This is a genomic window from Candidatus Protochlamydia phocaeensis, assembly GCF_001545115.1.
In the GTDB taxonomy this organism is placed as follows: Bacteria; Chlamydiota; Chlamydiia; order Chlamydiales; family Parachlamydiaceae; genus Protochlamydia_A; species Protochlamydia_A phocaeensis.
In genome coordinates this window covers 223,542-237,456 of sequence record NZ_FCNU01000011.1, presented here as the reverse complement: position 1 = coordinate 237,456, position 13,915 = coordinate 223,542, and the positions used below count along the sequence as shown (strand labels likewise).

The window sequence follows — 13,915 nt, the reverse complement described above, 5'->3', positions numbered from 1 at the left end:
AATCTGATTAGTTAGTAAGGCCTGCTTCTTCAGCCATTTGCAGCTGGCGGGCTAGTTCTTCATCGCTTGAGATTTGTTCCTGGTTTTGAAGCGTCAAATCAAACGCTTCTTCCGTTTCTAAAGCCCTCAACCTAATTTCTGCGATTCCCTCTTGGAGGGAAAATAAGCCATGGCTTTGAGCAAGTCCATCGATTTCATCAAGCATTGCCGGAGAAGCTTCATGCAGTAAGGCGAAAAGTCTATCTTCGCAATAATGCGTCAGCTTTTTATCCTTTAATGCCTTTGCTCTAAGGAGAATATCATCGGCATTTTGCAGGTTGAATTGATCCTCGATACGCTGGATGAGTTTCTGATAATGAACAGAAGCAAGATTAAGATTATGGCTGCTGGCTAGCTCGGCGGCTTCAGCTGCTGTCTTCCAATCTAATGTGGCACAAATGTCCCGGCCATAAATGAGATCAATGATGGTTTGGGCAGCTTTCGGAGTTGCATTTTGATTGATAAACGTCATTCCGGCAGCGCTGTATTCTTCGCTTCCAGGTCTTAGATGTGTTCTAAAATACTCGGATTGGCTGTAAAGGGCATCCCTATGGACATTAAAAGTTGCGGATTGCGCACTTTGCTGATCTTCTCGCGGTGCATCTAAAGCTTCCAATGTCTCAAAGGAAAGGGACATTTCTCTAAATTGATCTTCATTCGGATCAATGGCGATGCGCTCTACCATATCCAATGTTCCTTTAGCTAGAATATCTTCTTTGAAGAGCTCGACCGCCATACGATCGAAAACAATTGATTTAGAAAGCTCTTTGCGCCACGTCCTTTTGAGCGGATCTTCTTCGCCCACTTGAATGGAAAAATAGAACTGGCATCGCTCTAGTTGACCGTTTGGTTCAATAGCAAGGGTAATAGGCTGATATTGATTCTGAACGATCATTTGCGGATAGAGCGTTATCAACAATTGAGGATTGATCTGTGTGCCTTCAATTGCAACTTGGGTTAAAGTTTCTAGCAATTTAGGATTAATTTTGCCATCGTTTAACAGGCCATCGAAGGCTTTTTCTGTAATTTGACGGCAGCCTCTTAAGTTTAATCCCGCAATATTGAGGCGTTGAGGATTACTGCTCCAACTCGAATCTATCGGATCTTGAATTCTTTGAGCGACATTCAATCGGTCGAGCAATTTACTGAGTGCTGCATCTGTTAAATTTTCGCAGCCCTCAAGGTCAATGTAGCTCAATTGATTGAGTGCCCTAGAGGCTAGAATGCGTTCTAATGCTTCTTCATCTGTTAGCTCTTCATTTGTGATTTTGAGCATTTTTTCTTCAAAGTGTAAGCGGTCTTCTAGCCCGTTTTCTATAAAAAGTTGAGCTATCTCTTTGCTTACTTGCGTTCCGCTCAAAACTAGAGACAAATTCTTTCTTTCCTGCCATAACAGTTGGTTCTCGATCAATAAATTAGAGGTAACGCCAGAACAGTTGGTTAGATCGATTTTTTGTACCTGAGGATGGGCTTGCAGAAGAGCCTCCACTCCTTTATCAGTCAAATGGCGGCAATTGAAGAAGCTTAAAACCGTGGCATTTGGAAATCTTTTCACAAATTCAACAACATTGTCATCGTTTATATATTCGCAGTTATCCGCAATGATTGTTTGAACAGCGGATTGAGGCTGCAAATGAAGATAATCGTTTTTAAACATCCACAAAGTCACGCTTTTCGGATCCAAAGCCGTATGGTTAGCGGAGAAAACTTGTGTTTCACCCGCCTTGGCCAGAGGAATTTGGAATAAGACAGCAAAATTGGAAAGACTGTTATAAAGGCTGAGCGCATAGGGGCGTGTCAAAGCTGCTTGCGTGTAAAAAAGATTGACCTTAAAAGGATTGTCAAACTTAGGCAGGCGAGTCAAGGCAAATGTTCCAGCCTTTAGATCAGGTAAAATTAAGTGATTTAAAGTCGGAATCTCCGTTAGGGTAAATAAGACATCTGTCGTTAATTCCGTGCAGCCTTTCAAGTTCAATTTATTTAAATCTTTAAAACATCCGCTTTGCAATAAATCTAATACTTGCTGGTCTGTTAAGGCAGCTTGATCAAGGGTTAAAGAATTCAGAGAAGGAAAGGTGCGAATAAGCGAAAGAGCCAATTCGAGAGGATATCCCGTTAAATCCACCTCTCGTCTTTCTAAAAGAGAGAGAGGCAAAACAATGTCTTGCGGGCGGTTGCAAGCGAGTAAGCAAGCTTTCATAAGATCGGAGGAAGGAACAACCTGCAGAAGGGCTGAAAATTGCTCTGGAGAAACCGCCTCTTTAGAATGGTCCGTCATTGTCAACGATTTCAGGTCAGGGCAGTTTAAGCGGGGAAAGATTTCAATAAATTTTTTCTCTTGTTCTGGAGTGGCATTAAGCTGCTTCAAATCAATGCTTGTCAAACGGGATAAGGAAAGATGGGGAATAAAATCGCTTAGTTGAAGAATAATTTCCAATGTCGGTAGGTCGAAAGAATCTGCTGCACTATCTTCAGATTGATCAAAGATTAGCTCAAGCGAGCTTGGAAGACATTCTTTATTCTCTTCCATGTATTTTTTTAGATCCATTAATGCTTTTAACTGGACGGGTTGAATGCGAACCGCTCCTTTATATTTAAAGAAAGTACGGCTGCGCGCTTGTGCTTGTACATTACTCTCATCAGCAAGTTGAGGAGTAATAATTCCATAGCGTTCAGAGATACCTAAAAATTTAGTATAGCTTGGAGCTGCTAGCTTTTCCAGTGTCTCGCTCCAGGCCGAAGGCTTTAAAAGCTCTGCAATCTTTTCCGGTTCCTGCCCAGTAAGAAGGGCTTGTAAAAGAGCGTTGTCTTCCAAAGAAAAGAATTTTCTCAACTGAGGGTCGATTCCAACTTCTTCACATATGGTTTGCTTGTCGAGGTCAGGAGCAAACCTAAAAAGTTTACTAAAAGATGAAATCAATCCTATCAGGTTGCTTTTAAATTGAAGAGCGGAAATTTTATTTTCATTCACCTGGTTAAGATAAGCGACCTGAGCTTTTAAGCTCTTCAAATACTGGGTAATAAACTTTTGACGGCATTCCTGCACAAATTCTGCTGAAATCTGAACAGATGGAAGGGGTGGCAAAGGCTCAGAAATGATCTCCGGATTAAGCGCAGGGGTGGTCGAATCTGAAGAAGGATTAGAAGAAGAATCTGGTTGAGAATCAAAGGAACTAGGATGAGAAATAGGGATAGAGCTAAGGTTAAGAGGGGTAATGGAAGGAAAGAGCGTATCGCTAGTTATCCTTAATGCCTGAAAAACAGTTGTCAAATCCTGCACTCTTCCTCTTAAATAAGAGCGATAATTGTCATAAGCTGCCTTAGTCCTTCTTTCAGCTTCTTCCATCCCATTAGAGAAAATATGCGGCAAAAAAGCCTTCAACTTAGTTGGCGTATAGCGGGCAAGCCCTTTTAAAAAGCGCCTTAGCCACGTGTTCGTCTTTTCGCAGTAGCGTTGATAATAAACAGTCCCATCCGCTTCTAATAGACCCAGCTGCTCAATATGGCTTTCAAGTTCTTCCAATGTCGTGGCATTTTCTAATCCTTGTCTGATTTCTTCTTGCGCACGTTCATAGACTTCAGGCAGGTGAATTTGCTTTTGAGCCATCTTGGTCAAATGAGAAGGTTCTGTCCTACTAGGGCCCATATAAAGCCCTTCTTGTAGCGCTTGGCTAAATTGTAAATGCAAACTATGAAGAGAAGAAATCATATCGGTCTCTGGATTTAAATTATTTAACGTTTTTATTAATAAACAAGCTGAGTTTTTTAATGTTTTTCAATTTGATTATGCAAAAATTTGTTAAGGGTATATAAAGAATAATTAAAATTATATAATAAATCAATATAAAAATGATAGGGTAAAATCCTGTTTAGAGCTTGTCTTCAAATTGCTAATGGTCTAGATCCGCGTTCTTTCCAGTCAGATTGCAATCCGGAAGAACGGGCAATATTAAATCAAGATAGCCCGTATTAATTCAGGTTATTAAGTTTTTCCCCATTCTCAGTGGAATACGCGCAGTCTGATTTCTTCTTTCTCTTCTAGGATAACCTTTTCTCTTTCATCTTCCTGGCTGCCAGGCTTTGTTTATTTAATGAAGATGGCGCAACCCAAAATTGACAGGGGCTTTCTAGTGCATCCACTATTTTGTTAAAAAAGAATAGAAGAGAAGAAGAAAATTTGTTAGGGTAAATTTTTTTATAGAGTATTTGAAATGGATTATCGTCAGCTAGGTAAATCAGGGATTCGTCTAAGTGAGATTTCATTTGGATCCTGGATCACTTTTGGAGCTAATTTAGATTTGAATGGCATTCGCCAGTGTATGCGGGCTGCTTTTGACCAAGGTGTAAACTATTTTGATACAGCGGAGGCGTATGGGGGCGGAGCTGCTGAATTGCTTTTAGGGGAAGTGTTAAGGGATTACGTGCGCGAGGATGTAGTCATTTCAACTAAAATTTATTGGGGTGGCCATGGGACAAACCAAACAGGCTTGTCCTGGAAAAGAATGATAGAAGGAACAAAGAATTCCTTACGTAGGCTTCAGTTAGATTATGTCGATTTGCTTCTCTGTCACCGGGCAGATCCGTTGACTCCCATTGAAGAGACTGTGCGAGCAATGGACGTCCTGATAAAATCGGGGCTTGTCTTTTATTGGGGAACGTCTGAGTGGAAAAGAAGCCAGATTGAAGAAGCCTGTCAGCTAGCTAAGGAAATAGGAGCTACTCCTCCCATAATAGAGCAGCCGGAATATAACCTTTTTCATCGGAATAGAGTGGAGCAGGAATATAAGCCTTTATATACTCAATATGGCATAGGGCTTACCACGTGGAGTCCACTTGATTCCGGCATATTAACGGGTAAATATAACGAAGAAATCCCTGCGGGCAGCCGTTTGGCCCGGCATAAAGAATTGCAAGACAAACTTACCCTCAAAAAAATAGAAAAAGTAAAAGCGCTTGAAGAGGTAAGTAAAGAGTTAAATTGTACGCTTGCTCAATTAGCGATTGCCTGGTGTTTAAAGAACCCGGACGTTGGTTCCGTTATTATAGGGGCGACCAATATTCAACAGCTTCAAGATAATTTAAAGGCAACATCGATCAAGCATCGCTTAGTTGACGAAGTTATGGAAAAGATAGAAAATATTTTAAAAGAACCTCTTCCTTCTTAGCGTTTTCCTTAAAATAGCTAATGGCCTAGCTTCGAGTTTGATACACCCTCTAACAGACTGTCCACGCTTTCGAATCAGCTTGCTTTGCTGTTTAATTTTGTTAGAAATACTCTCAAACACCCTAGAGAACATAAGGAATCACTTATCTTTTTATGTTCTCTAAGGTAAGTAAATTTTGCTATCCCCTTTCTTTTAAGCAGGCATTCATTTAGAATTTAACATCGATCTCGCCACCTACATAACCGGCTGGCTGTAAGTAATAATGGTTGGGATGATGGTTATGGCGATCTGCCAAGCGGTAGCATCCTCCTAGCGTCGTTCCTGCGTGAATGTTGGCAGTCATGCCTAAAGCGGCATATTTAATAGCGACTTCGGCGCCTATATTCTCGTATCTGATAAGAGCTTTATGATGCGATTCATGAGCTTTGACCCTATGTCTGGAATCAAAATTGCGCCCTGCCAGTACAAAAAACCAATGGGGAGTAATGGCGTACTCTAAAGAGACGTTGACAGGGAAGACAAGATTTAACTTCCAATCCCTTGAAATTTGCCAGTCCGCTCCGATGATCGGATAGACGCGGTCTAAACGCATTCCTGTTTGAGCTAGAAAACCGACATGCAAGCCTATATCTCGGCAATATTCATATCGTCCCCACAAAATCAAATCATAATTGATGTACTCGGTATCGAATTTGCTGCCCGCGTCATAATTGATCGATAATTGAGTGCGCCAAAACCATTTATCAATTCGCTTGGTGACTCCTCCAAAGCTTAATGTGATGGTATGGAAATGCTGCTGATCAAACCAAGGATTTTCCAACCATTTAATATAAGTTGCAGTATACCTAAGAGCAATATTGGCGCCTTCGGAGTAAGCTGGACAATAATAAACCACGCTTCCCACTTCTGCCGAAGCTTCGGCAAATCTTATATTGTCGCCTTTAAAATGTCCGCGCTCGATTTTTGAGTTGCCTATCGAATCAACGAGGGTTGTCAAGCTAAAAGGAGTCTTTTGCGGCGGTTTTGCCTGATTGATGTTTTCCGAACTAAAATCTGTAGGATTGATCGTGACGTCTCCATCAGCCCATAAGGGAAGAGTAAATACATTGATGGTGATAAACAACGCTGTCAAAATAGGATGAAGTTTCACGGATGTTAATTCCTCCTTACTGTAACTTTCAACTTCAAGGCTTGTTTTCTTCTTTTTCTAATCATATTCAGGGCAAGGTCTTGTCCATTTTCTTATGAGGTAGCTCGAATCGTCAAATAAATGTTAAATTTTAGAAAAAAGAGTTTCTACCAAAGTCCGGCAAAAAAATAAATAGATTTAATAAAAATTTTAAGTTTACTTTTAGCGAAAAGATGTAATCCCGTCAATTTAAAATTAGAGATTGTCAACGGATTCATAAATAAGACCTCAAATAATCCCGAATAGAGGCCCTTATCCACTCAATAGGCATCTTAGCTATGCTCTTTCTGCCATTTCATTATCTTTTAATGTTTCTTCTAAAAGTAAAATTAAATAGTTTTAGATTTCGTAATAAATGGATCCTTTAAGTTGAAAAAAAAATAACTTTCTGAAAGCATAATACCTCGTCTATTAAATATAATAACTAATGAGAGTATATGAGTAGTTTAAGAGTAGATAACCCTACTGCGAATCCACCCGTTTTGCCTTCTGTCCCGCCTCGTCTTTCTATGATTTCTAGACTGCACATAAATTTTTCGCAAATTGTTCAACCGTTTGCTTCTGCTATTGGACATGTGTTCTCGCGTTTGAACGCTGCCCGGGTCTTTTTAATAGCCCAATTCACTTTAAAAATATGGATTGCGCAAGAGCTTTTCTATCGATTGGTTTATCCGCTTCCTTTTAATCCGAGAAGTGCTGTGTTTACTCAGCTAATTGCTTCAATTGGGCAAGAAAAGACGGCAATAAAAAGTCGTTTAGAATTATTAGAAGATAAATTTAAGCAAATTCCTTGCTTGACGCGCGATTTAGCGTATTTGCTGGCGTTAGAGCGGGATATTTCAGCTCATTTAAAGCAATTGGAAGACTTTATAGCTATTACAGGCCGTCATATTCCTCCTTTGCCTATTCATGAAGAAATGCTGCATTTAAAGCAGGAATATCTGACCTATAAAGAGCAATTTAATAATTATTTAGATGAAAAGGCGCTGGACATTTTAATTGACTTTATGCGGATTTGTAATTTGTTCATGCAGCCTCATGCTCCCATGCCCAGCAGTGTTCGCAATGACCTTTATCAAGATTGGATAATTGTGAAAGAGTTGCTGGTCGGCCGCGTTTGGCGAAGCAAAATACCCGAGGAATTTTTTAATCAAATGAATCGGTTGGAAATGGCTTACCACCAGGGAGATGAGCTTCCCTGTGTTTTTGTTCCTCATCAACCGATGTATTTGAGAAATTCAGACAATAGTTGCTATTTGAATAGCAGTTTGCAGGCTATCTTCTGTCATCCCATGATACGGGAAAGGTTAACATCCCATGTATTGGAAGATCCATCCATTGCGGAGCTTAAGGAAGACATACAAAACTTTCCGCAGCCGCTGACAAATGAGAGCGAGCGGATCTTGGAGCGAAAAAAATATTTTCTGGCTGAAAAAGAAGATCTTTTAAAAAAGAAAAGGGAAATCCAGTATGAGCTCGTTAAACTTTTGCAAGGGGAGAATGCAGGCCGGCCTTCCATTACTTATATAGAATATATTTTATCGCTTTTATATGGGCCTTCGATTGCCCAGTTACGTCGACTTTTGGCTAATTCCAATTTGCATATCGAATTCAATCCCGGGACCTTGACAAGGCAATTGGATGCCGCATCTGCCGTAGAAGTTTTATTAGACAGCATTTTAGAGTACCGAGGAAAGCTTCAACGCTTTACTAAAACTCCGGCTGTTCCCGGGCGCCTTTTCAGAAGCGGGAATCCTGAGCCGACTTCAAGCTTGCACATTCCTCTGATTCCTCAACTAAGAAATTTGGCAGATTTGATTTCACATCGTTTTACGATTGAAAATCGCGACGATCCGGATAATCAAATCATCGTTACGCCTGCCGAAGGACTGATTGAAAATCAGGAGTTGGCTGACGCAGCTGTTTTAGATATCAATCAGGAGGTCAAATCTGCTCAGTATGAGACATGGGATCGCTTAGTTTCTTTGCCGGATGTTATTGCTCTGCATCTCGTCCGCTTTAAGGGCGAAGTTGGCCGGACGACATCAAAAATTTCGAGTCCGGTCAATCTTCCGGCTGATGGGATAGTCGATCTAAGTCCATACTATGATCCCATGCCAGGCGAGCCGTTAGATGCCCGCTATGAAATCACGGGCTTTGTCTCTCATATCGGCAGCTTGCATGGAGGGCATTATGTGGCTTTTATTAAAAAAGAAGAGAATCAGAGCGGTCAGGCGGCTTATTGGGTATGCGATGATATGGCCAATCCGCCTTTTAGAAAAATTACGAAGGATATGTTCTATAGCCAAGATCAACCTTATCTGCTGATTTTAAAGCGAGTCCACCAATAAACCTCTACCTTCTCCTGCCTGCATAAAAAAATAGAAAGAGCAAGCATTCAGCCTGATGAAAAGAATGCTTGCCTCTTTTCGTTCTTTAATTTCAAATTATCGATCAGAGACATTCTAGGTTACAAGGAGAAGATCTTCAAAAGCGTCTACTTTTTTGTGTCGGGATTTGGAATGAGTGACTGTTATGCCGGCCATGCGGGCTAATTCTTGCTTGCGCGCGTGTTCATCCAGTTCTTGAATGAGGGTAATTGTGCGGCCTTCTTTTTCAATTTTTGAAATTTGAAGATGGTGATGGGCCTGGCTGGCGACTTGCGGAAAGTGCGTAATGCAAATGACTTGATGCTGCCGGCTGATATTTTTTAGTTTATCGCCGACAATTGTCGCCGTTTCTCCTCCAATATTGGCATCGACCTCATCAAAAATAAGAGTAGGGGTTTGCTCTTTTCCGGCTAAAAGGGTCTGAAGAGCTAATAAGACGCGGGAAATTTCGCCTCCGCTCGCTCCTTCCTTCAATGCAATTTCATGCTCGCCTACATTGGGCCGTAAAAAGAATTCTATACGATCGTCTCCATGCACTGTTCGTTTTTGCTCAGTAACGACAACTTTGAATTCCGCTTTGGACATATTGAGGGCATGTAATTGAGCTGTCAGGTCCTGTTCTAATTTAACGGCAAAATGACGCCTCTTTGCTGAGATGTCTTGGGCGAATTGGTTGGTCCTCTGCTCAATGTCCTTTAAGGCATCCTGCAGCTTCTCAATCTCGATATCGGCATTTTCCAGCTGCTGTAATTTTTGCTTTGTTCGAGCTTGATAAGCTAAAATGTCTTCTAAAGTAGAGCCATATTTGCGTTTAAGCCGATTAAGAAGGGTCAAGCGATCATTTACCCACTCTAACCGCTCAGGATCGTGATGGATATGGCCTTGATAGCAGCGCAACGTATGAGAGACTTCTTGCAGCTCGATAAGGGCATTTTGAAAGGCTTGAACGGTTTCTTGAAGGCTAGAATCAAATTTAACGAGCGACTCCACTGTCTGTTTTTGGCGGTTCAATGTCGCCAAAATGGCTTGCCTTTCGCCCGCTAAGGCTTGACTGACTTCGTGAATCTTTTCCGCTAGTTCTTCTGCATTGAAAAGGAGGGTGTACTCGGCAAATAATTCCTCGTCTTCTCCCAGCTTGATGTGAGCTTCGTCTAACTCTTCTAATTCCCGTTGGCAGACATCGATTTCACGTAGGCGCTGTGCCTCTTGCCGGGTTAATTCTTCAATTCGTCGGCGTAAGTCATTTTCTTTTTCAAAACTGTCCTGATAAGCCTGTAACAAGCTCCCCAGTTCTCCGTAAAGATCAAGGACGTCTCTATGGTAATCGATCGAAAGGAGGCTTTGATTGGCATGCTGTCCCACAATCTGAACGAGGGATTGGCCTAGCTTGCGCAAGAGCGAGGCTTGGACAGGCTGGTGGTTAATGAAAATACGGCCTTTACCGGAAAGGGGGATTTCCCGGCGTATGATCAATTCCTGTCCAGGGTCATGGTCGATTCCACTTTCTGCAAGCAGGGCATTCACATGTAGATGGTCAATATCGAAAATAGCCTCGACAATTCCTTTTTCGCATCCTTTACGGACAAGCGAGGAATCCATCCTTTCTCCAATTGCTAAGCTAAGGCCATGCATAATGGCAGATTTACCCGAGCCTGTTTCTCCTGTAAGAATATTTAATCCGGAGTTAAAAGAGATATCGGCTTTTTCAACGAGAATAATATTTTGGATTCTTAAATGTTTTAACATGATAGTTAAGGATCATAGGTTTGCGAAAGGAGTTGTTGGAGGCGACCATTGCTGACTTCCATTAAATAGCCATCAGAGTTCCATTGAGGAACGGAAAAGACAAGATTGCCATCGATATAGGCAATCGGCGTAAGAACAAGTTCCGGCTGATCGTTAAATTGATAGATGACAATTTTCTCGATATTAGGCTTCTGCCGTTTACCCGGCTTGACGCCCATGACGCGGACAGAGCGATTTAATATATCAATCACATCATTTTGCTGCTTAAAATTAAGCGTATACAGCAATTTGTGATGGCCAACCGCCATTCCTCTTACTTGATTATATTTTAAATAAGTTTCCTCTTCAGGTTTGCCCGTTAAAATGGCAGTCATGTTCAGGGTAAAGAGCACTCCCATGCTGACGAGAACTAAAATTGTTAAATAAATCAATGTTCGATTGGTCATAATTGGCCTTGATGAAATCTAAGCATGCATTCCAAATTCCGCTTTCTCTCTATTTGAGCTCAAATTAAAGCTTTGGCTATTTGAAATACCTTAATACTCTAAACTATTCTCTTTTTTTATTCAAAATTGCGTCAAGAGTTTTAAAATGTTGTTTACATAGGCTCAGTAATTTTTCTGGCCCCCATCTCTCGATAATCTTCTGGGCTGCTAGAACAACAGCCTTTGAACTTCCTTTTGGAAGCTCAATACCAACATCTTGACTTAACTGTTCCAATCCTTCAATAAAAGCATTGCGCGCTAAGATAGACGCTGCCGCAACGGCTAAATCTTCTTCTGCCCGATGACGTTGCGTAAGGTGAATATTCATTTGCTTGCGCTTTAATGCTTGCAGGACAACTCTCTCATCGGCGAACTGGTCAATAATCACATCTTGGCATCCCGAACGCTGGACGAGCTGCTCGATAGTGGTGGCATGCCCCCAAGCTAAAAGCCGGTTGAGATTTTTAAAATCTTGATAGATCTGATTATATTTAGGAGGATTAATCTTAACAATATGATAAAGGCAATGAGTTTTAATATTGGCCGCAATTTTTCGAATGGATTTATCGGTTAGTAGTTTCGAGTCTTTCACTCCCAAAGCTTGCAGCTTAGCATATTGCTGAGCCTCTACATATACGCCTGCCACGCATAAAGGGCCAAAGAAATCCCCCTTGCCCGACTCATCAATGCCAATGCGGGAAATTAGCTCCAAATGAGCAAGAGGATGGCTAAATTGAAAAGAACCTAGGATTTCCGGTTCCAAATAAAATTCAATAAACGGGCCCCTCTCTTTGCCCTGGACAACTAATTTGCCAGATAAATAAAGCGTGCATGTGATGCCTTTCTTACGAGCCGAAAAACGCGTATGAGCTGGGGTGGTGATGGTAAAGCCTTGCTGTTGAAGATCTTGAAAAAGTTTGTCTGCTAAATTCATATCCATTGTTGCAACAAAAGAGGGCGTAGAAGAGTCATCGGCCATACTGATCAGGGGTCCTTCGCTTATTTAATTAAAAAAAGATAGTCGAATCATGCCCGCTAGTTTAGCATATAACAAGCTAAAATTCAAATTTTGAAAGCAAAGAGAATGGATTGAATAACAATAAATTTTAAAATTGATAAATTGACTACTATAAGTTTATATGAAATGGGAAATACACTTTAATGAAACTACACGTTTAATTCTTGTTCGTGTATAAAAGAGAGCGACCGTGCGAACCAGGAGAAAAATTGTGGAAAGGAGAAAAGGCGGAATGGAATTTGATCCGGCACTTATGCAAGATATGAAGGCAATTGGAGATATGCTGCGTCAAAAGCGCAAAGAGATGAACCTTTCCCTTAAAGAAGCGGAAAATGCCACTTCAATCCGTATGCCCTATCTTCAGGCTTTGGAAGAAGGGGAGATGGGTAAATTGATCTCTCCTGTATATGCGCAGGGTTTTTTTAAGCAATATGCCTCTTTTTTAGGGATTGACGGAGAAAATATCATTCGGGAAAATCCAAGAATTTTTAACCGACCAGAATCCCAAGAGTTTGCCTATGGGATAGGGACATTGGAAGTGCGAGGCAATCCAGGGGCCGGCGTTAAATGGTTTCCTAATGCTTTGTGGGTTTTAGCTTTTATTGCGACCTTGCTCGTTGCTTGGTATGTGGCCAGATTGGCCGGAGTCATTTAATGTCTTCCCTTTCCTTTAAAGGGATTTATCTCTTTTTCTGCGGCTTATGCATGGGGGCCGCGGATCTGGTTCCCGGCATTTCGGGCGGGACGGTTGCCTTCATCATGGGATTCTACCAATCCTTGCTAGAAAGCCTTAAGACCATTAATTTTTCCACGCTTAAGCTGTTGTTCACCTTTCGTTTCCGCGCTTTTTCCCAACAAGTCGCGTGGCCCTTTCTTTTTACGTTAGGGGCTGGAATTATCTGTTCGCTTATCACATTGGCCGGACTATTTCACTCTATTCTATCGCATGAGGTATACCGCGTTTATTTTTATGGTGCCTTTATGGGATTGATTCTGGCTTCATTTGTCTTTTGTTTGCGCCAAATTAAGCAATGGGCAATAGGGAAAGGCATAGGATTGATTGCAGGTGCCCTCATTGCCTATGGATTGACAGATTTAACTCTTTCTCCTGAGTCTGCCGGTCCTTATGCGATTAAAATGGAAATTCGGCAGGAGAAGGACTTATTTAATTATCAGGCTCAGCAGAGTCTTTTGACGCAATTATCGCCTACTGTATTGAGCGCTCTTTTATCCAAAGGCATTATCCAGCCTGATACGCTTGTTTATGATGGGAAGGGCGTGCAGGTGGGGCGGGCGGCTGAGTTGACGGCTTCTTATCGGCCCGCTCTTATTGACGGATGGATCGTGCTTTGCGGAGCTATTGCAATTTGCGCTTTATTATTGCCTGGGATTTCCGGCAGCTACCTTCTCACCTTATTGGGTGTCTATCCTCTCGTCATTGGGGCTTTAGCTGATTTTGTATTTCATTTAAAGCAATTTACTATTGATTGGGAGGCAGCTTCTATTTTGCTCAGCTTATTTATTGGCATTGTCATTGGCGCTGTCTGTTTTGCGCGTTTTGTCAGCTGGCTGCTACGCCATTATCCCGACATTAGCATCGCTGTTCTTTCAGGATTTATGATCGGTGCTCTGCGCTCCGTTTGGCCTTTTTGGTCTTATACTTACATTTTACAGCCTTTAAAACTGCAGCAAGGTCCTCAACTCTTACCTTTAGAGCCTATTTGGCCTACAAATGATCCTTTCCTGCTAGGAGGTACAGCCCTTTGTATGGCTGGAGGATTCGCCATTGTGTTCCTCATTGAATATTTGGCCAAGCGCAAAGCAGCAGTGGCTTCATAGGGGAGGCGGTCCTCTATCTCAAGCCTATTCCCGGAAATACCTCG

9 protein-coding genes are annotated in these 13,915 nt (G+C 41.7%); 4 read left to right on the top strand and 5 right to left on the bottom strand.

Features of this window, described 5'->3' with window-relative positions; all coding sequences use genetic code 11:
• Nucleotides 1-7: 7 nt before the first annotated feature.
• A complete protein-coding gene (locus BN3769_RS04735) occupies nucleotides 8-3,748 on the bottom strand; it encodes a BTB/POZ domain-containing protein (RefSeq protein WP_068468099.1) in 3,741 nt (1,246 codons plus the stop codon).
• 502 nt (nucleotides 3,749-4,250) lie between these two features.
• Between BN3769_RS04735 and BN3769_RS04730 the strand changes: the two genes are divergently transcribed.
• Complete coding sequence (locus BN3769_RS04730; RefSeq protein WP_068468097.1) at nucleotides 4,251-5,204, top strand: aldo/keto reductase; 954 nt, start codon at nucleotides 4,251-4,253, stop codon at nucleotides 5,202-5,204.
• Nucleotides 5,205-5,412: 208 nt separating this feature from the next.
• Here the strand turns inward: BN3769_RS04730 and BN3769_RS04725 are convergent, their stop codons facing one another.
• Nucleotides 5,413-6,354, bottom strand: a complete 942-nt coding sequence (locus tag BN3769_RS04725; protein WP_068468095.1) for a hypothetical protein — start codon at nucleotides 6,352-6,354, stop codon at nucleotides 5,413-5,415.
• 476 nt (nucleotides 6,355-6,830) lie between these two features.
• On the opposite strand from BN3769_RS04725, the gene BN3769_RS04720 reads away from it, so the two are divergent.
• The gene (locus BN3769_RS04720) at nucleotides 6,831-8,744 is read left to right on the top strand and encodes a ubiquitin carboxyl-terminal hydrolase family protein (protein WP_068468093.1); all 1,914 of its coding nucleotides are present in this window, start codon (nucleotides 6,831-6,833) and stop codon (nucleotides 8,742-8,744) included.
• 114 nt (nucleotides 8,745-8,858) lie between these two features.
• Here BN3769_RS04720 and recN read toward each other — a convergent pair whose 3' ends face one another.
• From recN to rnhC, 3 genes are all read right to left on the bottom strand, one after another.
• Nucleotides 8,859-10,529: a DNA repair protein RecN gene (gene recN / locus BN3769_RS04715; protein ID WP_068468091.1), complete on the bottom strand. Its 1,671-nt coding sequence runs from the start codon at nucleotides 10,527-10,529 to the stop codon at nucleotides 8,859-8,861.
• A gap of 5 nt (nucleotides 10,530-10,534) precedes the next feature.
• Complete coding sequence (locus BN3769_RS04710) at nucleotides 10,535-10,975, bottom strand: hypothetical protein (protein WP_068468089.1); 441 nt, start codon at nucleotides 10,973-10,975, stop codon at nucleotides 10,535-10,537.
• A gap of 103 nt (nucleotides 10,976-11,078) precedes the next feature.
• On the bottom strand, nucleotides 11,079-11,993 hold the full coding sequence (gene rnhC, locus BN3769_RS04705; protein WP_068468087.1) for a ribonuclease HIII: 915 nt from the start codon (nucleotides 11,991-11,993) through the stop codon (nucleotides 11,079-11,081).
• A gap of 292 nt (nucleotides 11,994-12,285) precedes the next feature.
• Between rnhC and BN3769_RS04700 the strand changes: the two genes are divergently transcribed.
• Together BN3769_RS04700 and BN3769_RS04695 are read left to right on the top strand one after the other, a co-directional pair.
• On the top strand, nucleotides 12,286-12,687 hold the full coding sequence (locus BN3769_RS04700; protein ID WP_420885316.1) for a helix-turn-helix domain-containing protein: 402 nt from the start codon (nucleotides 12,286-12,288) through the stop codon (nucleotides 12,685-12,687).
• Nucleotides 12,687-13,871 (top strand): DUF368 domain-containing protein, encoded by a 1,185-nt coding sequence (locus BN3769_RS04695; RefSeq protein ID WP_068468083.1) that lies wholly within the window; start codon nucleotides 12,687-12,689, stop codon nucleotides 13,869-13,871. The genes BN3769_RS04700 and BN3769_RS04695 overlap by 1 nt, the downstream gene beginning before the upstream one ends.
• The last annotated feature ends 44 nt before the right edge of the window (nucleotides 13,872-13,915 follow it).

Bases quoted from the DNA above. Each gene is read 5' to 3' on its own strand.
- BN3769_RS04695 (WP_068468083.1), top strand. From the start codon at position 12,687: ATGTCTTCCCTTTCCTTTAAAGGGATTTATCTCTTTTTCTGCGGCTTA.
- BN3769_RS04735 (WP_068468099.1), bottom strand. From the start codon at position 3,748: ATGATTTCTTCTCTTCATAGTTTGCATTTACAATTTAGCCAAGCGCTA.
- BN3769_RS04710 (WP_068468089.1), bottom strand. From the start codon at position 10,975: ATGACCAATCGAACATTGATTTATTTAACAATTTTAGTTCTCGTCAGC.
- BN3769_RS04700 (WP_420885316.1), top strand. From the start codon at position 12,286: ATGCAAGATATGAAGGCAATTGGAGATATGCTGCGTCAAAAGCGCAAA.
- BN3769_RS04720 (WP_068468093.1), top strand. From the start codon at position 6,831: ATGAGTAGTTTAAGAGTAGATAACCCTACTGCGAATCCACCCGTTTTG.
- rnhC (WP_068468087.1), bottom strand. From the start codon at position 11,993: ATGGCCGATGACTCTTCTACGCCCTCTTTTGTTGCAACAATGGATATG.
- recN (WP_068468091.1), bottom strand. From the start codon at position 10,529: ATGTTAAAACATTTAAGAATCCAAAATATTATTCTCGTTGAAAAAGCC.
- BN3769_RS04730 (WP_068468097.1), top strand. From the start codon at position 4,251: ATGGATTATCGTCAGCTAGGTAAATCAGGGATTCGTCTAAGTGAGATT.